This is a genomic window from Yoonia vestfoldensis SKA53, from assembly GCF_000152785.1.
GTDB classification, from domain to species: Bacteria; Pseudomonadota; Alphaproteobacteria; order Rhodobacterales; family Rhodobacteraceae; genus Yoonia; species Yoonia vestfoldensis_A.
The window spans coordinates 407,397-432,701 of sequence record NZ_CH672414.1; the positions used below are offsets into that span (position 1 = coordinate 407,397).

Below are 25,305 nucleotides of genomic sequence, written 5' to 3' on the forward strand. Positions count from 1 at the left end.
ATGAAGCGGCTGTCAGCCATATTGGCCTGCCTGCTGCTGGCCGCCCCCGCGCCCGCGCAAGAGATGCTGTCAGGCATCGGCGCTGACATCCGCATTCTGGACAAGCTGACCGGCGCTGTCACCGATCTGGAGGTGTCCAACGGGCAGACCGACAATGTCGGCGCTTTGTCGGTCACGCTTGGTGACTGCCGGTATCCGGCCGAAAATGTTGCAAGCGAAGGCTATGCCGCGCTGGTGATCCATTACCGCGCTGAGGTGGCGCCGATCTTTGCGGGCTGGATGCTGGCGTCATCACCGGCGCTGAACGCGCTGGACCATCCGCGTTATGATGTCTGGGTTCTGCGCTGTATCACGTCGCTGGGCGCTGGCACCGCGCCCGTGAATCGCGCGGATTGACCGACCGCCGCCGCCAGCATCCTGTGATATTGCGCGCGGGTGATTTCCACAGCACCAAGGCTGGCCAGATGCGGCGTCAGGAATTGCGTGTCAAACAGGGTAAAGCCGCCACTGCGCAGGTTGTGCAGCAGATAGGCCAGCGCGACCTTTGACGCATCAGTGGCGCGGCTGAACATGCTTTCCCCGAAAAACGCAGCCCCGATGCGGATGCCATAGACGCCGCCGACCAGCTGTGCATCTTGCCAGACCTCAACGGCATGGGCATGGCCCTGGTCGTGCAGTGTGATCGACAGGTTGCGGATACTGGGGTTGATCCAGGTTTCTGCCCGGTCAGCGCAGCCATCGACGACATCGGCAAAGGCCGTGTCGAAACTGACCCGAAACCCGCCCCGCCGGATGGTGCGCGTCAAACTGTGACTGATGTGAAACCGGTCCAGCGGGAAGATACCCCGCCGGCGCGGATCGACCCAGAAAACGTCTGGGTCGTCGCGGCTTTCGGACATTGGGAACACCCCCAGACGATAGGCTTGCAGGACAAGCGCAGGCGTCAGGGGAAGATCCGCGTTTTGCACGTCAGGACAGGTGTGTTTCCAGCCAATGTTCCAGCCAGTGGATGTTGTAATCCCCCGACTGCACCGCAGGTTCGGCCAGCAGCGCATGGAACAATGGGATGGTCGTGTCCACACCATCGACGATCAATTCACCCAAGGCGCGCCCCAGACGGGCCAGCGCCTCTGGCCGGTCGCGGCCATGCACGATCAGCTTGCCAATCAGGCTGTCGTAATAGGGCGGGATCCGGTAGCCATCATAGAGTGCCGAATCCATCCGCACGCCCAAGCCGCCGGGCGCGTGATATTGCGTGATCGTGCCGGGGCAGGGCGTGAAATTGGGCAGCTTTTCGGCGTTGATCCGCACCTCGATGGCATGGCCGTTGATGCGCAGATCGTCCTGCGTAAACGACATCGGCAGGCCAGAGGCCACGCGCAGCTGTTCGCGCACCAGATCGACGCCAAAGATCGCCTCGGTCACCGGATGTTCGACCTGCAGGCGCGTGTTCATCTCGATAAAATAGAATTCATCGTTTTCGAACAGGAATTCGATCGTGCCTGCGCCGATATAATTGATCGCGGCCACGGCATCGGCGCAGACCTTGCCGATACGCGCGCGCAGTTCGGGCGTGATGACCGGACCGGGGGCTTCTTCGAATACCTTTTGGTGGCGCCGTTGCAGCGAACAATCACGCTCGCCCAGATGGACAGCATTGCCCTTGCCATCGCCGAAGACCTGAATTTCGATGTGGCGCGGCGTGGTCAGGTATTTTTCGATATAGACTTCGTCATTGCCAAAGGCGGCCTTGGCTTCGGCACGTGCGCCATGAAATGCTTTTTCCATATCAGCGGCGGTCAGGGCCACCTTCATGCCGCGCCCACCGCCACCGGCTGTGGCCTTGATGATCACGGGATAGCCGACTTCCTCGCCCACGCGCTGCGCGTCTTTCAGGGTCGGCACGCCGCCGTCAGATCCGGGCACGCAGGGGACGCCAAGTGCCTTCATCGTGTCTTTGGCGGTAATCTTGTCGCCCATAATGCGGATATGTTCGGCTGTGGGGCCGATAAAGGTCAGACCATGGTCTTCGACCGCTTGCACAAAGGCCGCGTTTTCCGACAAAAAGCCATAGCCCGGATGGATCGCCTGTGCGCCGGTGATTTCACAGGCCGAGATGATCGCAGGAAACGACAGATAGCTTTGCGCCGATGACGGGGGGCCGATGCAAATCGCCTCGTCGGCCATGCGCACATGCATCGCGTCGCTGTCAGCGGTGGAATGGACGGCAACGGATTTCACGCCCATTTCGCGGCAGGCGCGCACGACCCGCAGGGCGATTTCGCCGCGGTTCGCAATCAGGATTTTTTCAAACATCGCAGCCTCTATTCGATGATGACAAGAGGTGCGCCATATTCGACCGCGCCGCCATCTTCGACCAGAATGCGCCGGACCGTGCCAGCGCGCGGAGCGGGGATATGGTTCATCGTTTTCATCGCTTCGATGATCAGAATCGTGTCGCCTTCGCGCACTGTCTGCCCGATGGCCACGAAGGGCGCGGCGGTTGGTTCGGGTGCCATGTAGACGGTGCCGACCATCGGCGATGTCACGGCACCTGGATGGTTGGCGGGGTCGACATTGGTGCTGGCGGCGGGGGCCGCAGCGGCGGCAGGTGCGGCGGTCATCGCTGTAGCAGCGGGCGCGCTGGCCTGAACCATTGTTTGCGTGTGACGGCTGACGCGCACGTTCAGGCTGTCATTTTCGCCGTAGTCCCGCTTGACCTGCAATTCCGTCAGGTCGTTCTGGCGCAGCAATTCTGCCAGCGCCTGGATAAAGCTGACATCGCTATCGTGGGAGGTTTTATTGCTCATTTGTTCCTCGGCCCGTTGCCCATGGTTCAACGCCCGCTTGTTGCGGGCTTTTCACATCCTGCCTGCTTATAGGGTAAGCGGGCCATGGTGGGAAGCGGCAGAGGCGCAAAATGCGCAACCTTGCGTCAACGACTTACAATTTCTGCGGGCGGTCTTGCGTGGCGGGTTGCGCCATGATGTCGTCATCTGGCTTGTCTGCGGGCAACATCGGCACGCCGTAGGGGCGCAGGATTCGGTCATCTGGCAGGATTTCGGCAGGGTCTTCGGCAAAGCTGCTGTCAAGCCGTGCGGCGACCGCCTGTGCCACGAAGGGGCGTTCTGGTGGCAGCGTGGCTGAACCCTGCGCCGATCTGACCGGTGCGACCAAGGTATCAGGCAACTGCCGCTGTTGCGCGGTATAGGGCATTGCAGCGGGTGCTGTCGGCGTCAGGTGTAAAGACGGGTCCATGGCGTTCATCCATCAATGGGATACTGTGCCCATAGAATCCGCCTTGAAACTTACCAAGGCGTTAACGGGCCAAAGCCGAATATCTTGGATTTGAACCAATTGCGCAGGCAGGGTTGTCATAGCATCGGTTGCGCGTAGTAAATCTTGTAAAAGAAATCCTGACGTTCCAGATTGGCGCGGCCACAGCCGGACAGGACCAGATGACGATAGAACGCATGACCGGCACACGGATCCGGGAAAAACGGATGGATATCGGGCTGCGGCAGGCCAGTTTGGCGTCTGCCGTGGGCATATCGCCGTCTTATCTGAACCTGATCGAACATAACCGACGCCGGATTGGCGGCAAGCTGCTGACCGATCTGGCGCGCGCGCTGGGGGTCGATCCGTCCCATCTTGCGGGTGGCGCTGACCGCGACCTGCTGGACCAGTTGCACAGCGCCGCGACGCTTGCTGGTGACATGGCCGAGATCGCGCGCGCCGAAGAACTGGCCGCGCGCTTTCCGGGCTGGGCCGGGCTGATCGCGCTGCAGGCGCGCCGTTTGGCGGTGCTGGATGAACGCATCGGCGCCTTGACCGACCGCATGGCGCATGATCCGTTTCTGGCGACCGCCTTGCATGACGTGATTTCGGCGGTGACCGCGATCCGGTCAACAGCGGCGATTCTTGTCAGTCAGGAACAGATCGACGCCGACTGGCAGCGCCGTTTTCACGAAAATATTCATACCGACAGCCTGCGTCTGGGTAAAAGCAGCGAAGCATTGGTCGCCTATCTGGAGGCACCTGCCGATGCCGAACAATCGCCTGACACGCCGATGGGGCAGGTTGATACTTTTCTTGCCAAGAACGGCTATCACCTGCCGATGATCGAGGCGGAAACGGCCACGCCAGACGAGGTTGTCAGACTTTCTGGGCTGACTGGGGCGGCGGCGGCCCTGTTGGGCGGGATCTGCCGGCAATATGCTGCGGATGCGCGCGCCTTGCCGATGGCCGCTTTCGCGCAGGCAGCGCAGGCTTGCAATTATGACCCTGCTCTGCTGGCCACGCGATGTGGTACGGATTTCGCCACGATCCTGCGGCGGTTGCCGTGCCTGCCACCTGACGCGGGCCATCCGCCGATCGGGCTGGCCGTTTGCGATGCTGCGGGGGCTTTGCTTTATCTCAAGCGGGTGCCGGGCTTTGCAATGCCTACGGCAGGCGGGGCATGCCCGCTCTGGCCGCTGTTTGGGGCGCTGAGCCGCCCAAGCCAGCCATTGCGCGCCGAAGCTATCCTGCCAGGAGCGACAGCGTCACATCTGCTGTGCTATGCCATTGCGACGCCGCTGGCGGTGCATCATTTCGATCTGCCACCCGTGTTGCGCAGCACGATGCTGGTGATGCCCGATATGGCCCAAGGCAGCGCGGCCCCGGTCCCTGTCGGCATTGCCTGCCGCATCTGTCCGCGCGCAGATTGCCCCAGCCGCCGCGAACCTGCGATCATCGGGACGGTAACTGCGCTTTGACAGCCCGCCTCGAAAGGGAGATAGTCCCCATCAAGAGGAGCCCGCGCGTCAGCGCGGCGAATGAAGGGGAGGCGATGAGATGGGCAAACGCGTCCTTCTGATCGAGGATGAACCGAATATCATAGAGGCGATCGGGTTCATCCTGTCGCGCGACGGCTGGACCGTGCATACCCATCAGGACGGCCAGACTGCGATGGCCAAGGTGTTGGCCCTGCCGCCGGATATGATCATCCTTGACGTGATGCTGCCCGGGCGCAGCGGGTTCGAGATTTTACGCGAATTGCGCAGCACCGATGTGACCAAGGATATCCCCGTCATGATGCTGACCGCGCGCGGCCAGGACAAGGACCGCGACCTTGCGCTGCGGCTGGGGGCGAACCATTTCATGACCAAACCCTTTTCCAACAGCGATGTGCGCGATTATGTCCGCGCCATGATGGACCCATGAAACCGCCCGCCAAACCGCCGGTGTTTCTGGAACGCGCCAGTTACCGGCAACGCCGGCTGGGTGATGCTGCGCAATTCCTGCCATTGTTGGGGGCGGTTTTGTGGTTCATTCCGTTGCTCTGGGCGACCGATGGCCCAGAGGCACCATCGAAATCCAGCATGCTCACCTATATCTTCGTGATCTGGCTGGTCCTGATCGGGCTTGCGGCCCTGCTGTCGCGGCTGTTGCCCGATACCGACGAAGCATCCGACGACATGCGGCGGTAATGGTTTCCTTCAATATCCTGATCCTTGTCGCGCTCAGCTATGTGGCAGTATTGTTCTTGGTCGCGTTCCTGGCCGAACGGCGCGCAGCGGTGGGCGAGGCGAATTGGCTACGCTCGCCGGTCATATATACGCTGTCGTTGAGCATCTATTGTACGGCCTGGACGTTCTATGGGGCCGTCGGCTATGCCGCGCGGTCGGGGCTGGAATTCGTGACGATTTACCTGGGGCCGTCGCTGGTGATGGTAGGCTGGTGGTGGATCTTGCGGCGGTTGGTGCGGATCGGGCGGGCGCAGCGGATCACCTCGATCGCTGATTTGATTTCGTCGCGCTTTGGCAAATCGCGCTGGTTGGGAGCGATTGTCACCGTGATCGCGGTTGTCGCAGCCACACCCTATATCGCGCTGCAGATCCAGTCTGTCACGTTGTCGCTGGCGGTGTTCGCACAAAGCGAAGGAGCAGCCTGGAGCGATGGCGATTTCGTGCGTGCCGCGATGTGGTTCGCTGCGGGGCTAGCGGTTTTTACCATCCTGTTCGGCACCCGTAATCTGGATGCCAACGAACGCCATCCCGGCATTGTTACAGCCATCGCGGTCGAGGCGGTGGTCAAGCTGTTCGCCTTGATTGCTGTCGGTGTTTTCGTGGTCTGGGGGCTGGGCGGCGGGCCTGTGCAGATGATGGCGCGGATCGATGCGTCTGATCTTGATCTGTGGGATCAGGACACGAACCGCTGGTTCGGGCTGATCTTTGTGTCGGCGGCGGCGTTCATCTGCTTGCCACGGATGTTCCAGGTCATGGTCGTGGAAAACGATGACGAGGCCCAAATGCGCTTTGCCAGCTGGGCCTTTCCGGCCTATCTGCTGGCGATGAGCCTGTTCGTCGTACCCATCGCGGTCGTGGGGCTGGATCTGATGCCTGCAGGCAGCAACCCCGACTTGTTCGTTTTGACCATTCCTTTAAGTCAGGGCGCTAATGGTCTGGCAATGCTGTCTTTTTTGGGTGGGTTTTCATCTGCGACATCCATGGTGATCGTGGCGACGATCGCGCTGGCGACGATGGTGTCGAACCATATCGTCGTGCCTTTTTGGTTCTCTTTGCAGGGCGATCAGCGCGGTGCGATGTCGGGCGACGTGCGCCAGCTGACGCTGCTGGCGCGGCGGCTGTCGATCGCGGGGGTGCTGGCGCTGGGGTTTATCTATTACCGGTTGTCGGGGGGCGGTACGGCGCTGGCCGCGATCGGGCTGATCTCTTTCGTTGGATCGGTGCAGGTGCTGCCCGCGTTGATCGGCGGCATTTTCTGGCGGGGTGCGACGCGGCCTGCGGCGGCAGCCGGATTGCTGACGGGGCTGGTGGTCTGGCTTTGGACAATGTTCCTGCCCAGCTTTGGCCCCGGTGCCGTGATCCCGGTGGCAGTGTTCGCCGATGGCCCGTTCGGGATCGGCTGGTTGCGTCCTGAGGCCCTGTTCGGGATCGGTGGAATAGACCCCTTGGTGCATGGCATATTGTGGTCGATGCTGCTGAACAGCGCGATCTTTGTCGCGGTGTCGCTGATCACGTTTCCATCGCCACTGGAAAGGCTGCAAGGCGCGCAATTTGTCAACGTTTTTGAACATGGTACCGGCGCGCGCACATGGTCGCGCCTGGTTGCCGATGCAGAAGACCTGCTGCTGATGTCGCAGCGCATCATTGGTCAGACCGAGGCGCAGCGGATGTTCGCGCGCGAAGCCGCAAGCCAGGGCATCCCGGGCCAAATGCCCAAGGCCACACCCGATTTTGTCGCGCGGCTGGAACGCGAATTGGGCGGGTCTGTGGGGGCCGCAACCGCCCATGCCATGATCGGCCAGTTGACAGGGGGCAGCGGCGTGTCGGTCGAGGATCTGATCGCCGTGGCGGACGAGGCGGCACAGATCCTTGAATATTCCAACCGGCTCGAGGCGAAATCCGCCGAACAAGAGGCGACGGCGCGCGCCCTGCGCGATGCCAATGCCAAGCTGACGGCGCTGTCGATCCAGAAAGACGCGTTTCTCAGCCAGATCAGCCACGAATTGCGCACGCCAATGACCTCGATCCGGTCGTTTTCGGAAATTCTGCGCGATGATGATTTGGCCATCAAGGATCGCAACCGCTATGCTGGGATCATTCTGGACGAATCGATCCGGCTGTCGCGGCTGCTGGATGATCTGCTGGATTTGTCGGTGCTGGAAAACGGGCAGGTCGTGCTGCGTCCGCAGACGGGCCCGCTGTCGGCGCTGCTGGACCGCGCCATCGCGGCGGCGGGTCTGCATGAACGCAACCTGACTATCCTGCGTGACCGCGCGGCCGAGGATATCGAGATCACCGCCGATCTGGACCGGCTGGTGCAGGTGTTCATCAACCTGATCTCGAATGCCGCGAAATATTGCGATGCAAAAAAACCCGCCCTGACGATTCGCGTCAGCCGGACCAAGGGCCAGCACCGGATCGATTTTCTGGATAATGGTATCGGGATTGCCGCGCAGAACCAGGAACTGATTTTTGAGAAATTTTCCCGTCTTGCCGATGAATCCAAGGCGGGCGGTGCGGGCCTTGGTCTTGCCATCTGCCGCGAGATCATGCACCGGCTGCAAGGCGATATCACCTATCTGCATGGCACATCCGGCACGGCGTTCCGCGTGACCTTGCCCGTGATGTCCGCGCCGGTTGTGTCTTAGCGGAAAAGTAATCACTGCTGGATTAGTCTGACGTCAAACCCAAGGCAGGCGCATGACTGACAGCTCACATATCTTCATTCTGCGACGGATGGCGGGGCAGGCCGTTGACACGCCCCCCGTCAGCCCGCTGACCACGTCGCGCGCGGTGCGGCTGGCGCTGGTAAAGGCGGCCAGCGATGCGGGCGGGCTGGTGCTGCGGGTGGCCAGCACGGCGGATGATGTCGGGCAGCTGGATGATCTGCTGGGCGGGCTGGAGACGGGGCTGATGCTGGTCGGGCTGGATCGGCGGGGCGCTTTGGCGGGCTTTGTTGCGGTGGATATGCAATTGCGCGCCGCCATGGTCGAGGTGCAGACGACAGGCCGCCTGTTGGATCAGCCCGCCGATGACCGGCCTGCGACCGGCGCGGATAAGGCACTGTGCGATCCTTTGCTGGTGGCGTTCCTGTCCGCCTTGCCCCCTGCGGTGATGGGCACCGCCTATGAAGGCTGGGTCGATGATGTGACCGTTGGTGGCAGGCTGGCCGACAGCCGGTTGGCCGGTTTGCTGCTGGAGGATGGCGATTACCGCGTGCTGCGGATGAATGTCGAACTTGGCACCGGCGACCGGCAGGGCGAGGTGATGTTGGTCCTGCCGGTGCAGGCCGCACCCATGGTGCCAGAGGAGCAAGCGCCAGTGATGGATTGGGAGACCGCGTTCAGCGCGGCGGTGCAGGATGCGCCTGCGATGCTGACCGCGCGGCTGCACCAGTTCAAGATGCCGCTGGGGCGTGCGCAGGCTTTGCAGGTGGGGCAGGTGGTGCCGCTGCCCGGTTGCACCGTCAATTCGGTGCGGCTGATCGCCCCCGATGGGCGCTGCGTGGCGCAGGCCAAGCTGGGCCAATCTGCCGGACACCGCGCCGTGCGGATCGAACTGGCCCCGGGCCCGGAAATGGCTGATCTGGTCAGCACGGGGGTGTCACTGCCAGAGGTCGGATTTTCCTTTGACACAGCCGAAGAGGGCGAGATTTTGGAAGGGGTTTAGACCGGTTTGCGCTTGTTGCATCAGGCAAATATCATCACGCAACACATTGAACTTAAATGAAACATTCTTGCATTTAGAACGGAACAGGGCGTGACGCCGGATCATCCTGCGTCACGCCCTGATTTTTGCAATCTGGCGGATGGGGCCTTACCCCTTGGCCAGCATATCCAGCTGCCCGCGCATCCCGCCAAGGTCATAGCCCGCCTGCGCCGTGGCCTGAATGATCGCATCGGTCGGCATCTTGCCTGCCTGTCCCAGCGACCAGACGATCGAGGACCGTGTGCCCGACGCGCAATAGGCCAGCACCGGACCTGATGACGCGTCAGCCGCTGCCATCTGGCTGTCAACCATGCCCATGTTCAGCCCCTGATGGGTCACGGGGTTGACGGCAAAGGTGATCCCCGCCGCCTCGGCCGCGGCGCGGATGGTGTCTGCCTGATGCGAAGGTGGCACCTCGGCATCGGGCCGGTTGCAGATGATCGTGGTGAAACCGGCCGCGGCGATGGCGGCGATATCGGCCACATCAATCTGGGGCGAAACCGCGTAAACGGGGGTGATGTGTCGGATATCCATGATCGTCCTCTTAAGTTGCTGGCACGGCGCGGTCGAAACGGACCCGCAGCCCCGGTGTCAGCATCATACCTGCCAGCATTGCGGCCAGAAAGACAAGACCACCTGTCCCGCCATAGCTGAGCGAGGCGAGTGCCGGGCCGGGGCATAGCCCTGCCAGACCCCAGCCTGCGCCGAACAGGGTGGACCCGATCACCAGGTTGCGCCCGATCCGTGGTTCGGGTGGCGCGGGAAAAGCGGCTGCCAGCACAGGTTTACGCCCGATGGTGAACCGCCATGCGATGGCCATCGGAATGATCGCGCCGCCCATCACAAAGGCCAGTGTCGGGTCCCAGTCGCCGAACACATCCAGCCAGCCCTGTACCTTGGTGGTGTCGGTCATGCCCGAAATCAGCAGCCCCAGCCCGAACAGGCCGCCCGTCAGAAAAGAAACAACAGCGCGCATCAGATCACCCCCAGCACATGTTTGAACAGGACCATCGTCAGACCGCCTGCACCGATATAAAACGCGGTGGACACAATCCCCCGCAACGACAGCCGCGAAATCCCGCAGACCCCGTGGCCAGAGGTACAGCCATTAGCCAGCCGCGTGCCGATTCCCACCAGCAGACCCGCCGCGACAATGACCATCCAGTTGCTGGTCAGGTTCGTTTCCGACCCGCCGATCGCCAGCGCCGCGATGGCCGGCACAATCACCAGGCCCACGATCAGCGCCGCGCGTTCCTGCCAGTCACTGCGCCCGCTGCCATCGACCAGCCCGCCGATAATGCCCGACGCACCCATGACGCGCCCATTCACCAGCAGGAAAAAAGCCCCCGCCATCCCGATCAACCCACCGCCGATCAGGCCCATGATCCAGTCTTGTTGCATTGTCTTTCCTTATGTTTTCACGATCAAAGCTGGTTGATCGGTACTTTGAAATAGCGCGCGCCGTTGTCTTCGGGTTCGGGCAGGTTGCCCGCGCGCATGTTGGTTTGCAGCGATGGCAGGATCAGTCGGGGCATGCCCAGCTGGGCATCGCGCGTGGTGCGCATGGACACGAAATCTTCCAGCGGTTTGCCCGCGCCGATATGGATATTCATCGCCTTTTGTTCGCCCACGGTGGTTTCCCAAGCGAATTCATCGCGGCCTGGGGCCTTGTAATCGTGACCCACGAAAATCCGCGTGTCGTCGGGCAGGGCCAGGATTTTCTGGATCGAGTTATACAGATCCTCTGCCGACCCGCCGGGGAAATCGCAGCGTGCGGTGCCGAAATCGGGCATGAACAGCGTATCACCCACAAAGGCCGCATCGCCGATCACATAGGTCAGGCAGGCGGGGGTGTGGCCGGGCGTGTGCAGCACATCCGCGCGCAGCTGGCCGATGTGGAATGTGTCTGCTTCATTGAACAGCGCATCAAACTGCGATCCGTCGCGCTGAAAAGCGGTCCCTTCGTTAAAGATCTTGCCGAATGTGTTCTGCACGACGGTGATGTTGGACCCGATCCCGATCTTGCCGCCCAAATGCTCTTGCAGATAGGGGGCGGCGGACAGGTGGTCGGCGTGGACATGGCTTTCGAGGATCCAGGCAACATTCAGCCCCTGATCCTTGACCCAGGCAATAATCGCATCGGCCGATGTCGTATCGGTGCGGCCTGCGGCGGGGTCGTAATCCAGAACGCTGTCAACAATCGCGCAAGTGTTGCCCTGTGGTTCGCGCACAACGTAGGAAATCGTGTTGGTGGCTTCATCGAAGAAGGCTTTGACTTCGGGTTTCATGTTGATTCTCCTTTATGGCTATAGAATAAGGGTTTCTGAAAACATTTCAATGTTGAAATGTATAAAAAGTTCGGATAGAGTAATCCCATGAGCCAAGCGACCGATTTCCAACTGGACCCGATGGATGCCGCAGCGACCGAAGCGGCTGACCTGCTCAAGGCGTTATCCAATCCGGGGCGCTTGCGTATTCTTTGCGCGCTGGTCCCGGGTGAAATGTCAGTGGGTGATCTGGAAACCGCCCTTGGCGCCAGCCAATCTTATGTGTCGGGCCAGTTGCTGCGCCTGCGCAACGAAGGTCTGGTGTCGTGCACGCGTGACGGGCGCAGCATCCGTTATCAATTGGCGGATCCGCGCGTGCGCCCGCTTTTGGAACGAATTTACGAGATTTTCTGCCCCGCAGTATAGCGCGCAAGCTCGGCACGGGCGACCTGTCTGCGATGTACCGCATCGGGGCCGTCCGCCAACCGCAGGGTGCGCAGATGCGTCCATTGCCGCGCCAGTGGTGTGTCTTGCGATACGCCCGCTGCGCCGAACATCTGCACCGCCATATCGGTGATCTTCAATGCGACAGCAGGGGCCACGACCTTGATCTGGCTGATCCACGGCGCTGCGGCGCGTTTGTCGCCCTGATCCATCATCCACGCAGCCTTGAGACATAACAGCCGCGCCTGTTCGATCTCCATCCGCGCAGTGGCGATCAGATCGTAATTTTCGCCCAGTTCAGCCAGAGGTTTGCCAAAAGCCGCCCGGCTGACCGAGCGTTCGCACATCAGTGCCAGCGCCTTTTCCGCCTGTCCAATCGCGCGCATGCAATGGTGGATGCGCCCGGGGCCAAGCCGGCCTTGGGCGATTTCAAACCCGCGCCCTTCACCCAGCAGCAGATGATCGGCAGGCACGCGGACATTGTCATAGCGAAAATGCATATGGCCGTGCGGCGCGTCGTCGTGGCCGTAAACCTCCATCGCGCGCAATTTTACGATGCCGGGTGTGTCGGCAGGCACCACGATCATGGAATGGCGTTGATGCTTGGGCGCGTCATCGCTGGTGCGCACCATGACTATATGTACGGCACACCGCGGATCACCGGCACCAGTGGCCCACCATTTCTGGCCGTTCAGCACATAATCATCGCCATCGCGCACACAGCTCATGGCGATGTTGGTGGCATCTGAGCTGGCCACATCGGGTTCGGTCATCAGATAGGCTGACCGGATTTCGCCTGCCATCAGGGGTTTCAGCCAGCGGGTTTTCATTGCATCCGTGCCGTAGCGCGCAAAAACCTCCATATTGCCGGTGTCGGGTGCATTGCAGTTGAACACTTCGGCGGCCAGATGGCTTTTGCCCATCTCCTCGGCCAGATAGGCATATTCGACGGTGTTCAGGCTGGGGCCATCGCGGAATGTGTCCCAGAAATTCCAAAGGCCGCGCTCGCGCGCCTTGGCTTTCAACCCTTCGAGAATCTCGGCCTGACGGGGGGTGAATTGCCAGCGGTCGCCAATATCGACCTGCGACAGAAATTCATCGTCCAGCGGTGCGATTTCATCTGCGATCATCGCCTTGACGGCGGCAAGCACGGGTTTCAGCCGTGCGGTCTGTCCAAGGTCCATGGTGATCCTCCCCTGCGTCATGGTGCATTCGTTGGCGGCAGTGTCAATCAACGGCTTGCGCTACTTGGCGTCACATGGCCCTATCAGCCCATGATCGACGCGGCGAAAGATATCGGCATGTCCCTTGCCACGCTTGACGGCACCCTGTCGCGGGTTGTGCCGGGGTTTGCGGGCGCGCAAAAGGTCAGCAAATTCGGCACCGGCCAATCCAACCCGACCTATCTGATTACTGCGGCCAGCGGGCGCTATGTGCTGCGCAGCAAACCGCTCGGTGCGCTGCTGCCCTCTGCCCATGCGGTCGAGCGTGAATTTCGCGTGATGCAGGCGCTGGCGGGCAGTGGCGTGCCGGTGCCGCGCGTGCTGCATCTGGCCGATGCCGCCACATCGCCCAGCGGGCGCGCGTTTTACGTGATGGATTATCTGGACGGGCGCATTTTCTGGGATCCGGCCTTGCCTGAGGTGGCACAAGACGCGCGGGCCGCGATCTATAACGCGATGAACGCCGCGCTTGCGGGTTTGCATGATGTTGATGTTGCGGCTGTGGGCCTGTCGGATTTCGGCAAGCCCGGCAATTATTTTGCGCGCCAGCTGGATCGCTGGGGGCGGCAATATCTGGCAAGTGTGGCCGCACCTTCCCCTGATATGGCACGGATCATGGCATGGCTGGAACAGGCAATGCCGCCCGATGACGGGCAGGTGGCGCTGGTACATGGTGACTGGCGGCTTGATAACATGATCTTTGCGCGGGGCAGGCCGGATATTCTGGGCGTGCTGGATTGGGAATTGTCCACGCTGGGCCATCCGCTGGCGGATCTGGCCTATCAATGCATGCAATGGCGGCTGCCCAATGACGGGCGGATGCGCGGCCTGGGCGGGATCGAGCGCGCGGCCCACGGCCTGCCGACCGAGGCAGAATATGTCGCGGCCTATTGTGCGCGGCGCGGGCTGCCCATGATCGACAATTGGGCGTTTTATCTGGTGTTTGCCTTTTTCCGGTTGGCCGCGATCCTTGCAGGGGTCGCGGCACGGGCCGACAGCGGCAATGCGTCCAACCCCGATCAGGCGCGCGCTTATGGGCAGGCGGTGCCGGTTCTTGCTGCGCTGGCCTTGCAGGTGACCCGTGACGGGCCTTAGCCCAGCATGATCCCGACTGCGACCGTCATCAGACCCAGCACCGACACGCCCAGCGCGCCCAGATTGATCGGCAGCACCTTGGCCAGACGGGCGCGCATATCCGCATCCGACAGGTTTGCCCGTTTGGCGCGCGTGACCATGACCACGCTATAGCCGATCCCGATCAGGCCGATGACCGACAGCGCCGCACCGATCCAGACAACCATTTCCATGACGCACCTCTTTTGTTTGACCTGCCCTAGCGCGCAGGCCGAGGCCGCGCAAGGGTTGCGGGTCCACAGGCCAGCGGCTAGGAAACCGCAACCCCGCGAGGAGAGCGCCATGAACGATTCCGTCATCGACACGACTTCATCTGTTGCCGCCGAAGAACTGCGCCAGTTCATCGAACGGTTCGAACGGCTGGAAGCCGAGAAAAAAGACATCGCAGATGCCCAGAAAGAGGTGATGGCCGAAGCCAAAGGCCGCGGTTACGACACCAAGGTCCTGCGCAAGATCATCGCCATCCGCAAGCGTGACGCCAATGATCTGGCCGAAGAAGAAGCGGTGATGGATCTTTACATGTCTGCGCTGGGCATGTCCTGACCGGTCACCGGAACGGCAACACCAGATCAACCCCCGGCATCGCGTCGATCACGTCAAGGTCGCGTTCATAAAGCGTTGTCAGATGGTCCACGGTGGCGGCATCCAGTTCGGGCAGGTCGAGATCCTGTTCAACCGCATCAGGGCGCGCATGTTCGGCCCAGATCGCGGCGATCATGTCGTGCCTGTCGGTGTCACTGTCAAACGGTGCTTTGGCAAGGCTATCCGACAGGATCGACAGACCTTCAGGGTCCAGCACGGCAGCCAGCAGGTCGGTTGCACCCACGATCGGGCTTTGCGCGTCGATCCCTGACAGGCGGCGGATCAGCTGATCCCAGATCAGCGGCGAATCCTCGTTGCACCAGACCGTCAGCGGCGTGTCCGGTGCGGCTTGTTTGATGCGGCGGATCACGTCTGACCAGCGGATGTCTTCGGGTTCCAGCAGGCCAAGATTCGCGTCAATGCTGGTCTGCTCGATCCGGCGCAGCGTGTCCTGTAGGAAACCTGCCGGATTGCGGATAGCCAAAAACAGGCTGATCTCGTCGTCGGGGAACAGCCGGTGCAGGCCGCGGGTCTTGGTTTCCGCCTGCGGATAGAACACGCCATGTTCATAAATCCTCTGCGGTACGCAAAGAAAGTTCTCGTTGCTCAGGACCAATCGTCGCAGATCCTCGGTATCGGTGATGGTATCGAGCAGAATATCGCGCGTGTCAGGGTGCAGATCGTTGCCAGCCAGCCCTTGGATCGCCTCTCGGATCAGGCTGCGGTACTTGCCGGGGCCGGGCACGGCAATGCCCTGCTGTGACAATATTTGGGCATTCTTGAGAATCGATTTCAGCAAACGGTCCTCGTCGGTGCAATGCGCGCCGATATGAAAAGCAATCTGCATAGGCGGTCCCCGTATTTTGTTCTGCTTTACAGTCTCAGGCGCATTCTGGACAGCCAAACCGGTTTCGACTAAGCCGGTTTTCATGTCCGATCAAATAAGTCAGATTTCCTTGCCCCGTCCAAGGCGACGCCGGATCGACCCTTGGTCGGTCGGGGCCTTGGTGATCGCCGCCATGGTGATGATGCCGATCCTTGCGGTGGTCTGGTTCGCGCTGACGCCCACTGAAAACATCTGGCCACATCTGATCAACACGACGCTGCCGCGCTATCTGTCCAATACCTTCGTGTTGATGCTCAGCGTGGGCACGATCACGGCGGTGGTGGGGACGGCTACAGCGTGGCTGGTGGTGATGTACCGGTTTCCGGGGCGCGCGGTGCTGCAATGGGCCTTGCTGATGCCGCTGGCGGTGCCGGCCTATGTTGGCGCCTATGCGCTGGTCGATTTTCTGGAATATGCAGGTCCGGTGCAGACCGGGCTGCGCGACGCCTTTGGCTGGACCAGCCCGCGTGATTACTGGTTCCCCGCGATCCGCACCCGCGAGGCCGCGATCGTGGTGTTGAGCGCGGCCCTGTATCCTTATGTCTATCTGCTGGCGCGGGCGGCGTTTCGTGAACAATCGGGAGCGGCGTTCGAGGTTGCGCGCGCGCTGGGGGCAGGGGCCTGGGGCCGGTTCTTGCGGGTGGGGCTGCCGCTGGCGCGCCCCGCCATCGCGGCCGCTGTCGCCATTGTGATGATGGAAACCGTCAATGATTACGGCACGGTAGATTATTTCGCGGTGCAGACCCTGACGACCGGCATCTTTTCGGTCTGGCTTCAGGCGGGCAATCTGGGCGGTGCAGCCCAGCTCGCCAGCACGATGCTGGCTGTGATCGTGATCCTTGTGCTGGCTGAAAAGCTCAGCCGCCGCAAGATACGGTTTTTTGGTTCGGCCCGTGGCGCGCGCCCTGTCGCACCGGAACCATTGGCAGGCTGGAAGGCTTGGGCCGTCACGGTGCTGTGCCTGTTTCCGGTGCTGATGGGCTTCGTGTTGCCTTTGGCGGTGATCACGAGCCACGCGCTCAACGCCGATATGTGGCTTGCCCCTGGCCTGCGCCGCGCGGTCCTGCACACGGTCACAGTTGGCGGGATTGCGGCGGTGGTGACCGTCGTTGGCGGGGTGTTCATGGTATACGGCGTGCGGATGTCGCGGTACCGGTTGCCTGCGCTGCTGATGCCGGTGACGGCCATCGGCTATGCAGCACCCGGTGCGGTGCTGGGTCTGGGGATTTTGGTGCCGTTGGCCGCGTTTGACAACAGGCTGGCCGATGGGATCGTGGCAGCGGGGTTCAGCGACCCAGGCTTGATATTCACCGGGTCAGCGGCGGCCTTGGTGTTGGCCTATGTCGTGCGGTTCTTTGCGATTGCCCAAGGGGCGGCTGACGCGGCATTGGGGCGGGTGTCACCCAGCCTGCCGATGGCGGCACGGTCGCTGGGGCGGACGGCGGGCGGGACGCTGCGTGCCGTGCATCTGCCGCTGGTGCGTGCTTCGCTTGGGTCGGCGCTGTTGCTGGTGTTTGTGGATATCGTCAAGGAACTGCCTGCAACCTTGCTGTTGCGGCCTTTCAACTATGAAACACTGGCGACGCGGGTCCACGCCAAAGCGGTGCTGGAGAACCTCTCAGAGGCCGCACCCGCTGCCTTGATGATCACGCTGGTGGGGCTGGCCGCGGTGGTCCTGCTGGCCCGCGCCAACCGTTAAATCGACCGCGCACATATTTTACGCTTTTCTGTCAGATCGGCATTGCCAGAGAGCATTTGTCCCTGCTATACGCCCGCCATCGGGCGATGCCCCGCACCAGTGCCCCTATAGCTCAGCTGGTAGAGCAACTGATTTGTAATCAGTAGGTCCGCGGTTCGAGTCCGTGTGGGGGCACCATTTTATCATCCAAATTTATCCGGTGACATCCAAATAACCCTGAATTATAAGGGCTTTACGATGTCTCTTTGTCCAACGCCGTGTCATAGCGTTTGACAAGATACCCCCGAATTGGGGGTGTTTGCGGGGGTGTCGGGTTTGGTCCGGAAAGGTGATACCCCCAGCGATGCCATTATCTGATATTCAGGTGCGAAACCTAAAGCCGCGCGAGAAAGCCTATAAAGTTTCTGATTTCGAAGGGTTGTTCGTGCTGGTTAAGCCGAATGGCTCGAAGCTTTGGCAGTTCAAATACCGAATGGATGGTAAAGAACGGCTGCTTTCAATTGGAGTGTACCCCAACATCAGCTTAGCACAGGCTCGCAAGACCAAGGACGGCGCGAGAGCTAATGTTGCGGCAGGGATCGACCCAAGCGAAGCAAAGCAACAAGAAAAACGGCAGCGTCGCGAAGTGAATGACCAGACCTTTGAGAAGTTGGGCGCCGAGTTCTTCGCCAAGCAGCGGAAAGAAGGGAAATCCGCAGCAACGCTCTCCAAGACGGAGTATCACCTCCAATTGGCGTCCCGCGACTTTGGTCGCAAACCGATCATTGAGATCACTGCGCCTATGATTCTAAAGACGCTTCGAAAAGTTGAGGCCAAAGGCCACTACGAGACAGCGCACAGATTAAGATCGCGGATTGGCTCTATCTTTCGGTATGCAGTTGCAAGCGGCATTGCCGAAACCGACCCAACTTACGCATTGCGGGATGCATTGATCCGTCCGACGCGAAAGCATCGCGCGGCGATCATTGACCCGCAGGCGCTAGGTCGGTTGATGAACGAGATCGATGTCTTTGAAGGGCAGGCGACAACTCGCATCGCACTCAAACTACTGGCTATGGTTGCTCAGCGTCCCGGCGAGATACGCCACGCAAAGTGGTCAGAGATCGACTTCGTGAAGAAGGTTTGGTCTATCCCCGCTGACAGGATGAAGATGCGGAGGGATCATATTGTACCACTGCCGGATCAAGCAATTGCATTGCTGGACCAACTGCGCCGGATGAATGGCAACGGAGAGTATTTGTTTCCATCCCTGCGAACGTGGAAGCGGCCCATGTCTGAGAACACCCTTAATGCGGCGCTGCGTCGGATGGGATATTCTGGCGATGAGATGACCGCGCATGGTTTTCGTGCGTCCTTCTCGACCCTTGCCAATGAAAGTGGGCTTTGGAACCCCGATGCAATCGAACGCGCACTGGCTCACGTTGAGAAGAACGAAGTACGGCGCGCCTATGCGAGAGGGGAGCATTGGGAAGAGAGGGTGCGTTTGGCCAATTGGTGGGCTGGATATTTAGAAAACCTACAGGCAATGTGAGTCGATATTGCCCAAGAGATTTCATTTATGCCCGATACAAACCTTAGGAAACTCTATTCGCTCTATTTTGCCGAGTGACTCTTGGATGCAGGCGATGTGAACCTGTTATCGCTTGGCGACCATTTCGCCGAACGAATTTTAAAAATTATTGTATTCAAAGATCTTGTCGAGAAGGAAGTTGGCCTGCTCTCGGAAGACAGAGTTGCCAGACTTGTTGGTGGCCCGGACCAAGAATTGGACGATGCCGATCAGGCTAACATGATTAGAGACGACGCCAAGTTTCGCAAACTTGCAAGAACTGCGCCAGCAGAGTTGCTAAATTCAAGGAATCAAGAGTTCGCACTGTGGGCACTTGGCCTTCGGCCCGAGATGTTTGCTGATTTTGATTATTGGGGCAAGTTCGATAAGTTCTCTCTGGATGAACTTGTTTGGCTCTCTACTGGTTTAAGTCCGCGAAGTGGATCGACAGAAAAGGAACTTCGGAGGCTGGCTAAAGCCCCTGCTTTTCCGCTAGCAGAAATAGAACGACGTCGGGCGTTAATCATTCGTGCATTTCCACAGGCGCAGAGAAACCACGTCAAGGCCGTGGAATTTTGCGATTGGGCATCGCGCGTTGGGCTGAAATGGCACACTGGCTTTCATGAAATGGTTGAAGCTGCTGCGATCCGTGTTGGGCAAGATCGAGCAGGCCCCACTGAAATGCCCCCAACAGGAAGTTCGGAGCGGGCGATGCAGCCACGTCAGTTCCGTACTGCTGCTAAGATTATTACGGCTATTGCCATTGACGCATATGGGCATGTGCCAAACGAAGTTCGAAGCAAGACTACAAAAGATATTCTTGATGCTTGCGACAAAGCTGGACTTACGGTCAGCAATGATACGATTTTGAAATTTCTTCGCGCAGGTGAACCGCAAATGGAAGATCCAAGTTAATCGTTATGCGAGTAACTCTGCAATAATTATTAAGTATCAGTGTGTTAAGTTGATAGCTTAAGCGTTCGCTTGACTAGCCCTAAACCTGATCAAACGGTGTCAGCCTTGTTGGAGTTTCAACAGACGAGGTTGCATCATGTCACACCAACAAAAGTTTCCCGATACTGGGTTCATTCGCCTTTCGCAAATATTGTACCCCGTTGGCCCGATCCCAGTATCCAAATCGACATGGTGGCAAGGCGTCAAAGATGGGCGCTTTCCACAGCCCCAAAAGTTAGGCCCCCGCACTACCGTCTGGAAAGTTGAAGACATTCGCGCGCTGTTTGAAAGCCAGATGGATGGGTAAGCGCGCCAACCCAATGGCAGTCAAGGCGGCTTTGACCTACGAGGTAAGCGAGGCCGCCAAAGCGTTAGGTAAATCCCCTGCCACGATCCGCAACTGGATCAAGGATGGTTTGCCCGTCATGGCATCGCAAAAACCGTGTTTGATTTCGGGCGCGGCGTTGCGTGATTTTCTGCGGGCAAAATATCGCGCGACAAAGTCGCCACTGGCACCAGACGAGTTGTATTGCCTCTCATGTAGGGTAGGGCGCAACCCAGTCGGTTTTGCCGTCGAGGCTTCCCCGAACACGGCCAATACAACCCGTTTGAAAGGTGAGTGCAGTCGATGTGGGGCTGTCTCCACCCGCATAATTTCAAATACTGCGAGTGACACTTTCGCCGAAACCTTCCACTTCGCGAAAGGCGCTGACAGCGACCCCTAATTGATACCACCAGCCCCCGCCTAAATTTATACTTGCGAAGGAGTGCCGACACATGCGCAAAATCAACGAAGAAAACGAGCGGATCAAGCGCCGCTATCTGCAATATCTCAAAGTGGCAAAGCGCAAAGACCCGTCTACGGTTCTTAAGGCCGCTGAAGGCATTTTGAGATTTGAAGCGACCACGGGTTACGCCAGCTTTAAACGCTTTCGCATTGAACAGGCGATCAAGTTCCAGGAGCGGTTAAACAGCGATGTGAACAAAGCGACAGGCAAGCCGTTGTCGAAATCCACGATCCGCAGCGTCTTGGCTGCGAACAAAGGATTCATCTTTTGGCTTGCAGATCAGCAGGGCTATAAAAGCCGCATCCGTCACTCTGACGCCGACTACTTCAACATGGATGCGAAAGGTGCGCGGGTAGCCAGTGCAGTGCGGGAAACGCCCTATCCATCCTTGGAGATGGCCCGCCATGCTTTCTCCTACATGCCCGTGGATACCGAGATCGCCCAGCGCAACAAAGCACTTTTTGCTTTCTTGATGCTGACTGGCGCGCGTGATGGGGCAGTGGCTTCATTGCGTGTCAAACATATCAACATGATCGATGGTTGCGTTTATCAGGATGCCCGGGAGGTGAAGACCAAGAACTCCAAGACTATTACGACCTACTTCTTGCCTGTTGACGCCGCATATCTTGAATGCTTTACGGCTTGGATGACGTATCTCAGAACGGCTGCGCTCTTTGGACCAGACGACCCATTGTTCCCACCCGCAAAAATCAAACCCGTCGACGGTACATTTAAGGTGGTTGGGTTTAGCCGCAAAACCTACAAGAATGCCAATGCCATCCGGGCGGTGATCAAAGAAGCCTTCACCCGTGCCGATTTGCCTCAATTCACGCCGCACGCATTTCGCAAGACCTTGGTCAAGTGGGCGGACACAGTGTACCCCAGCCGCGAAGCGTTCAAAGCGTTCTCACAAAACATCGGGCACACAAGTGTAATCACGACAATCAGCGCCTACTGCCCGATTTCTACTGAACAACAGGGGGTGTTGATTAAATCACCACGCTCTGGCTGATTGGCATTGTTCCTCGGATAGGCACGACTTGCCTTGCTGAAAATCAAAGGAAACCAAGGTGTTTGAAAGCGCCTTCAACAACATCGACCGCGAGCATCGCAATGAAAAGCGGCTGGCGTCCAACCTTGAGTACGCCGAGCAAACATCTTGGATTCTTTTCTTCACATACCTTGAGGACATTGAACAGGAACGACAAGACGAGGCCGATCTTGGGGGCCGCGATTATGCGTTCGTGCTAGTTAAGCCGAATGGATCGAAACTTTGGTGGCCCTTGTGGCTCTGCGGGCTTCTTGGTCGAGGCTGATACGCATGTGCTCACCCCCGACAGGCAAAGAGGTTGCAAAAAGTCGGTTCTTCGAAAGCACCTGCTTAAGAGTAGCGGCACTAACCGTCCGGACACAAGAGGACTCTTCGAGAACCGCCCAATCATCCAGATGCAGATGTGATTTCTTTTGCTACTATGATGAAATACCGTCATTATGGATTTTATGGCAAGACGACCAACAATCAAAGATGTCGCCCGCGAAGCTGGCGTGAGCGCTACGACGGTAGATCGCGTCATCAATGGTCGAACGCTCGTGCGCGAAGAGACGATGCGCAAGATCGCGGAGGCCGCCAACAGGGTAGGCTACCATGGTAAGGGCATCATCCAGGGCAAGTTGAAGACTTCGGTCCCGGAAGTTCGCCTTGGTTTTATCCTTCTGAAGAAATCTCAGGAGTTTTACAAAAACTTCGCCCTGCAAATTGAAAAAGAGGTATCCGGACGGCCCGATTACAGAATAATCGTGGACATTCGTTTTTCGTCCTCACAGTCACCCGACGAATTCGCACAGTTGCTACAAGATCTTGGTCGGCGGTGTCATGCAATTGCCTGTACAGCCGTTAATGATAAGCGGCTTGACCCGGTTGTGCAAAGGCTGCGGGATGAAGGCGTAGTCGTGGTTTCGGTACTGAATGATTTTGCCCAAGGGATCAGGAAGGGGTATATAGGCCTTAATAACATGAAGATTGGCCGTACCGCTGCATGGATGATCACCAAGACGGTCCACCAGCCTGGTAAGCTCGCGATCTTCGTCGGGGGCAATCGATGGCATGGCCATGACCTACGTGAAGTCGGCTTTCGATCATTGGTCCGTGAGGTTGATCGTGGTTTTACGGTGCTTGATACGCTTGTAAACCTTGAGACGAGGCAGGTGACGTATGAAGCGACACTCGACCTGCTGCATAGGCACCCCGACCTGAAAGGCATCTATGTTGCGGGAGGGGGTATGGAGGGGGCCATCGCTGCGCTGCGCGAAGTCCATGACATACCTCATGTTGCGCTTGTCGTAAACGAATTGACAGCGGAAAGTCGGAGTGCGCTGATCGACGGTTATGCAGTTATGGCGATCGCTACTCCTTTGCCAGAGTTGTGTGCCGCACTCGTTGACCAGATGGTGGAATCTAGTTCAAAGGGCGTGGAAGGCGCATCTAGCCAGTACTTTCTGGAGCCAAAGTTGATTTTGCCGGAGATCCTATAATGATGTAAAAGCGTCATTATGTGACTAAAGTCACGTCATGAATGGCATAAAATGAGACACGATCTATTGACCGAATCTTAGGTTGAGGCGCAGGTTCCCACCAGCTTTATACGGCAGACAACGTGATTACGTCATGTTTGCCTTGGGGGATAACAATGCAGACCGCACTCAATCACATGACGACGCCCAACCTGTCGTATGTAGAATTTCTTGACCTTGCAGCGCAGCTTGGTTGCGTCGGCGTAGAAGTGCGTAACGACATTACCCGCACGCTTTTTGACGGGTTGGATGCAACCAGCGCCGGGAAAATGGCCGCAGACAAAGGCCTGCGCCTAGTCGGGCTAAGTCAGGTCTATCCGTTCAACAGCTGGGATGACGCGCGCGAGGCCGCTGTCCGTGCGTTGATCGACACCGCCAAAGCAGCCGGGGCTGAAACCATCAGTCTGATCCCACGCAACGATGGGACCGGTTTGGGCAACGGCGAACGTCAGGCAAAGGTGCGGGTCGCGTTGAAAGGTATCTTGCCAATGCTAAAGGACGCAGACCTTGTCGCATTGATCGAACCGCTGGGTTTTGGGCGCTCTTCACTGCGGTCCAAGTCGGAGTTGGTTGACGTGATCGATGGAATTGACGGCACGGCCTATTTCAAGCTGGTCCACGACACCTTTCATCATACGCTGGCCGATGGTGGAGCGATTTTCCCCGAGTATACTGGGATCGTGCACATTTCGGGTGTCGTTGATCCATCGTTGGGCATCGACCAGATGGAAGACGAACACCGTGTTCTGGTCGATGCTGACGACCGGTTGGGAAATGTGGCGCAAATTCAGGCATTGTTGGCGGCGGGCTACGACGGGCCAGTCTCGTACGAATGTTTTTCGCCTCAGACCCATGCGCTGACTGATCCCTACACCGCGATCAAACGGTCATTTGAATTCATTGCCTCACAGCTCAAGCGGGAAGCCGCCTGAGTCTGGGGATTGATTGCCCCAGACAGGGGTTCCGGCAGGAGGAACGGTGCGCCGGACACCATTAACGGGAGGAACCCAATGAAAAAGACTCTTATGGCCGCAGGCCTCGCTTCGATGCTGTCCACAACCGCTATGGCCGAAAATATCGGGGTTTCCATGGCGCTATTCGATGACAACTTTCTGACCGTTCTGCGCAATGGCATTCAGGAAATGGCCGATGGCATGGACGGGGTGGACGTCCAGATCGAGGACGCACAGAACGACGTTGCCCGTCAGCTTGACCAGATCAATAACTTCGTCGCATCCGGCGTCGATGCAATCATCGTCAACCCTGTCGATACGTCGGCAACGCAGGCGATGACAGATGCAGCGGCTGCTGCCGGTGTTCCACTTGTCTTTGTGAACCGCCAGCCCGTCAACGTTGATACACTACCAGACAATCAGGCATTCGTGGCATCCAACGAGATTGAATCCGGTACGCTGGAAACTTTTGAGATATGCAAGATGTTGCGCGCACAGGGTCTTGGCGGCGGCGCAAAGGCCTATGTAATGATGGGCGAGCTTTCCAACCAGGCCGCCGTCCAACGGACAAAAGACGTCGAGGATATCCTTGGCATCGACATGTGCAACTTTATTGAAGTGATTGACCAACAGACTGCGAACTGGTCGCGCGAACAGGCAAACTCGCTGATGACCAACTGGTTGTCTTCAGGTGAAGAGTTCCACGCCGTCATCGCGAATAACGATGAAATGGCACTGGGAGCAATTCAGGCGATGAAGGCTGCAGGTATCGACATGGCTGATGTCGTGGTCGGTGGCGTTGATGCGACACAGGACGCTTTGGCTGCAATGCAGGCTGGCGATCTGGATGTGACTGTTTTCCAGAACGCTGCCGGTCAGGGTTCGGGCGCACTGAATGCCGCTATCGCGCTTGCGAACGGCGAAGACGTTGAACAGAAGGTCTATATTCCGTTTGAGTTGGTGACGCCTGCCAATATCGCCGACTATCTTTCCGCAAACTAAGCTGACTGACTAAGTCAGACCGAAGCGGCGCCTGT

30 protein-coding genes and 1 tRNA gene are annotated in these 25,305 nt (G+C 58.9%); 20 read left to right on the forward strand and 11 right to left on the reverse strand.

What is annotated here, in order from left to right; genetic code table 11:
• Nucleotides 1-396 carry a DUF2155 domain-containing protein gene (locus SKA53_RS02100; protein WP_007204387.1) on the forward strand — a complete coding sequence of 132 codons (396 nt, stop codon included), beginning with the start codon at nt 1-3 and terminating at the stop codon, nt 394-396.
• On the opposite strand, the gene aat is transcribed toward SKA53_RS02100, so the two are convergent.
• From aat to SKA53_RS02120, 4 genes are all read right to left on the reverse strand, one after another.
• Nucleotides 324-968 carry a leucyl/phenylalanyl-tRNA--protein transferase gene (gene aat, locus SKA53_RS02105; RefSeq protein WP_007204388.1) on the reverse strand — a complete coding sequence of 215 codons (645 nt, stop codon included), beginning with the start codon at nt 966-968 and terminating at the stop codon, nt 324-326. The two genes, SKA53_RS02100 and aat, sit on opposite strands and share 73 nt — an antisense overlap.
• Before the next feature lies 1 nt (nt 969).
• Nucleotides 970-2,316, reverse strand: a complete 1,347-nt coding sequence (gene accC / locus SKA53_RS02110; protein WP_007204389.1) for an acetyl-CoA carboxylase biotin carboxylase subunit — start codon at nt 2,314-2,316, stop codon at nt 970-972.
• An 8-nt stretch (nt 2,317-2,324) separates the two neighbouring features.
• Nucleotides 2,325-2,810, reverse strand: a complete 486-nt coding sequence (accB, locus tag SKA53_RS02115) for an acetyl-CoA carboxylase biotin carboxyl carrier protein (protein ID WP_007204390.1) — start codon at nt 2,808-2,810, stop codon at nt 2,325-2,327.
• 133 nt (nt 2,811-2,943) lie between these two features.
• Nucleotides 2,944-3,258 (reverse strand): hypothetical protein, encoded by a 315-nt coding sequence (locus SKA53_RS02120; protein WP_110549057.1) that lies wholly within the window; start codon nt 3,256-3,258, stop codon nt 2,944-2,946.
• Nucleotides 3,259-3,386: 128 nt separating this feature from the next.
• On the opposite strand from SKA53_RS02120, the gene SKA53_RS02125 reads away from it, so the two are divergent.
• The 5 genes from SKA53_RS02125 to SKA53_RS02145 all read left to right on the forward strand — a co-directional run bounded on the left by SKA53_RS02125 (nt 3,387) and on the right by SKA53_RS02145 (nt 9,179).
• Nucleotides 3,387-4,757, forward strand: a complete 1,371-nt coding sequence (locus SKA53_RS02125) for a helix-turn-helix domain-containing protein (protein ID WP_007204392.1) — start codon at nt 3,387-3,389, stop codon at nt 4,755-4,757.
• Between the two features lie 79 nt (nt 4,758-4,836).
• Nucleotides 4,837-5,205, forward strand: a complete 369-nt coding sequence (locus tag SKA53_RS02130; RefSeq protein ID WP_007204393.1) for a response regulator transcription factor — start codon at nt 4,837-4,839, stop codon at nt 5,203-5,205.
• On the forward strand, nt 5,202-5,471 hold the full coding sequence (locus tag SKA53_RS02135) for a hypothetical protein (RefSeq protein WP_007204394.1): 270 nt from the start codon (nt 5,202-5,204) through the stop codon (nt 5,469-5,471). The genes SKA53_RS02130 and SKA53_RS02135 overlap by 4 nt, the downstream gene beginning before the upstream one ends.
• The gene (locus SKA53_RS02140; protein WP_007204395.1) at nt 5,471-8,158 is read left to right on the forward strand and encodes an ATP-binding protein; all 2,688 of its coding nucleotides are present in this window, start codon (nt 5,471-5,473) and stop codon (nt 8,156-8,158) included. Before SKA53_RS02135 ends, SKA53_RS02140 begins: the two co-directional genes overlap by 1 nt.
• Nucleotides 8,159-8,210: 52 nt before the next feature.
• Entirely contained in the window at nt 8,211-9,179 is a 969-nt protein-coding gene (locus SKA53_RS02145; protein ID WP_242601234.1) for a FliM/FliN family flagellar motor switch protein, read from the forward strand.
• Nucleotides 9,180-9,326: 147 nt separating this feature from the next.
• Here SKA53_RS02145 and SKA53_RS02150 read toward each other — a convergent pair whose 3' ends face one another.
• The 4 genes from SKA53_RS02150 to SKA53_RS02165 are packed head-to-tail and all read right to left on the reverse strand — an operon-like array spanning nt 9,327 to nt 11,506.
• Complete coding sequence (locus SKA53_RS02150; RefSeq protein ID WP_007204397.1) at nt 9,327-9,752, reverse strand: TIGR01244 family sulfur transferase; 426 nt, start codon at nt 9,750-9,752, stop codon at nt 9,327-9,329.
• 10 nt (nt 9,753-9,762) lie between these two features.
• Nucleotides 9,763-10,194, reverse strand: coding sequence for a DUF6691 family protein (locus SKA53_RS02155; protein WP_007204398.1), 432 nt, complete (start codon nt 10,192-10,194; stop codon nt 9,763-9,765).
• Nucleotides 10,194-10,619 carry a YeeE/YedE family protein gene (locus SKA53_RS02160; protein WP_007204399.1) on the reverse strand — a complete coding sequence of 142 codons (426 nt, stop codon included), beginning with the start codon at nt 10,617-10,619 and terminating at the stop codon, nt 10,194-10,196. Before SKA53_RS02160 ends, SKA53_RS02155 begins: the two co-directional genes overlap by 1 nt.
• A gap of 23 nt (nt 10,620-10,642) precedes the next feature.
• A complete protein-coding gene (locus SKA53_RS02165; RefSeq protein WP_007204400.1) occupies nt 10,643-11,506 on the reverse strand; it encodes an MBL fold metallo-hydrolase in 864 nt (287 codons plus the stop codon).
• An 87-nt stretch (nt 11,507-11,593) separates the two neighbouring features.
• On the opposite strand from SKA53_RS02165, the gene SKA53_RS02170 reads away from it, so the two are divergent.
• The gene (locus SKA53_RS02170; RefSeq protein WP_007204402.1) at nt 11,594-11,911 is read left to right on the forward strand and encodes an ArsR/SmtB family transcription factor; all 318 of its coding nucleotides are present in this window, start codon (nt 11,594-11,596) and stop codon (nt 11,909-11,911) included.
• On the opposite strand, the gene SKA53_RS02175 is transcribed toward SKA53_RS02170, so the two are convergent.
• On the reverse strand, nt 11,884-13,113 hold the full coding sequence (locus SKA53_RS02175; protein WP_007204403.1) for an acyl-CoA dehydrogenase family protein: 1,230 nt from the start codon (nt 13,111-13,113) through the stop codon (nt 11,884-11,886). The two genes, SKA53_RS02170 and SKA53_RS02175, sit on opposite strands and share 28 nt — an antisense overlap.
• A 90-nt stretch (nt 13,114-13,203) precedes the next feature.
• On the opposite strand from SKA53_RS02175, the gene SKA53_RS02180 reads away from it, so the two are divergent.
• Nucleotides 13,204-14,247, forward strand: a complete 1,044-nt coding sequence (locus SKA53_RS02180; protein ID WP_007204404.1) for a phosphotransferase — start codon at nt 13,204-13,206, stop codon at nt 14,245-14,247.
• On the opposite strand, the gene SKA53_RS02185 is transcribed toward SKA53_RS02180, so the two are convergent.
• A complete protein-coding gene (locus SKA53_RS02185) occupies nt 14,244-14,459 on the reverse strand; it encodes a hypothetical protein (protein ID WP_007204405.1) in 216 nt (71 codons plus the stop codon). The genes SKA53_RS02180 and SKA53_RS02185 overlap by 4 nt on opposite strands.
• Before the next feature lie 109 nt (nt 14,460-14,568).
• Between SKA53_RS02185 and SKA53_RS02190 the strand changes: the two genes are divergently transcribed.
• Complete coding sequence (locus tag SKA53_RS02190) at nt 14,569-14,829, forward strand: DUF2312 domain-containing protein (RefSeq protein WP_007204406.1); 261 nt, start codon at nt 14,569-14,571, stop codon at nt 14,827-14,829.
• Nucleotides 14,830-14,833: 4 nt separating this feature from the next.
• Here SKA53_RS02190 and SKA53_RS02195 read toward each other — a convergent pair whose 3' ends face one another.
• On the reverse strand, nt 14,834-15,715 hold the full coding sequence (locus SKA53_RS02195) for a hypothetical protein (protein WP_007204407.1): 882 nt from the start codon (nt 15,713-15,715) through the stop codon (nt 14,834-14,836).
• Nucleotides 15,716-15,797: 82 nt separating this feature from the next.
• Between SKA53_RS02195 and SKA53_RS02200 the strand changes: the two genes are divergently transcribed.
• The 11 genes from SKA53_RS02200 to SKA53_RS02245 all read left to right on the forward strand — a co-directional run bounded on the left by SKA53_RS02200 (nt 15,798) and on the right by SKA53_RS02245 (nt 25,270).
• On the forward strand, nt 15,798-17,453 hold the full coding sequence (locus SKA53_RS02200; RefSeq protein WP_050752653.1) for an ABC transporter permease: 1,656 nt from the start codon (nt 15,798-15,800) through the stop codon (nt 17,451-17,453).
• Nucleotides 17,454-17,554: 101 nt separating this feature from the next.
• Nucleotides 17,555-17,630 (forward strand) — tRNA-Thr (locus SKA53_RS02205).
• A gap of 166 nt (nt 17,631-17,796) precedes the next feature.
• Complete coding sequence (locus SKA53_RS02210; RefSeq protein ID WP_007204409.1) at nt 17,797-18,984, forward strand: tyrosine-type recombinase/integrase; 1,188 nt, start codon at nt 17,797-17,799, stop codon at nt 18,982-18,984.
• Between the two features lie 81 nt (nt 18,985-19,065).
• On the forward strand, nt 19,066-19,917 hold the full coding sequence (locus tag SKA53_RS02215; RefSeq protein WP_007204410.1) for a hypothetical protein: 852 nt from the start codon (nt 19,066-19,068) through the stop codon (nt 19,915-19,917).
• A gap of 136 nt (nt 19,918-20,053) precedes the next feature.
• On the forward strand, nt 20,054-20,263 hold the full coding sequence (locus tag SKA53_RS15110; protein ID WP_007204411.1) for a helix-turn-helix transcriptional regulator: 210 nt from the start codon (nt 20,054-20,056) through the stop codon (nt 20,261-20,263).
• Nucleotides 20,256-20,681: a helix-turn-helix domain-containing protein gene (locus SKA53_RS14970; RefSeq protein WP_050752654.1), complete on the forward strand. Its 426-nt coding sequence runs from the start codon at nt 20,256-20,258 to the stop codon at nt 20,679-20,681. Before SKA53_RS15110 ends, SKA53_RS14970 begins: the two co-directional genes overlap by 8 nt.
• A gap of 52 nt (nt 20,682-20,733) precedes the next feature.
• The gene (locus tag SKA53_RS02225) at nt 20,734-21,756 is read left to right on the forward strand and encodes a site-specific integrase (protein WP_007204412.1); all 1,023 of its coding nucleotides are present in this window, start codon (nt 20,734-20,736) and stop codon (nt 21,754-21,756) included.
• Nucleotides 21,757-21,814: 58 nt separating this feature from the next.
• Nucleotides 21,815-22,060: a hypothetical protein gene (locus tag SKA53_RS02230; RefSeq protein WP_007204413.1), complete on the forward strand. Its 246-nt coding sequence runs from the start codon at nt 21,815-21,817 to the stop codon at nt 22,058-22,060.
• Between the two features lie 175 nt (nt 22,061-22,235).
• Nucleotides 22,236-23,276 carry a LacI family DNA-binding transcriptional regulator gene (locus SKA53_RS02235; protein ID WP_007204414.1) on the forward strand — a complete coding sequence of 347 codons (1,041 nt, stop codon included), beginning with the start codon at nt 22,236-22,238 and terminating at the stop codon, nt 23,274-23,276.
• A gap of 155 nt (nt 23,277-23,431) precedes the next feature.
• Nucleotides 23,432-24,247 carry a TIM barrel protein gene (locus SKA53_RS02240; RefSeq protein WP_040482750.1) on the forward strand — a complete coding sequence of 272 codons (816 nt, stop codon included), beginning with the start codon at nt 23,432-23,434 and terminating at the stop codon, nt 24,245-24,247.
• A gap of 78 nt (nt 24,248-24,325) precedes the next feature.
• On the forward strand, nt 24,326-25,270 hold the full coding sequence (locus SKA53_RS02245) for a substrate-binding domain-containing protein (protein ID WP_040482751.1): 945 nt from the start codon (nt 24,326-24,328) through the stop codon (nt 25,268-25,270).
• The last annotated feature ends 35 nt before the right edge of the window (nt 25,271-25,305 follow it).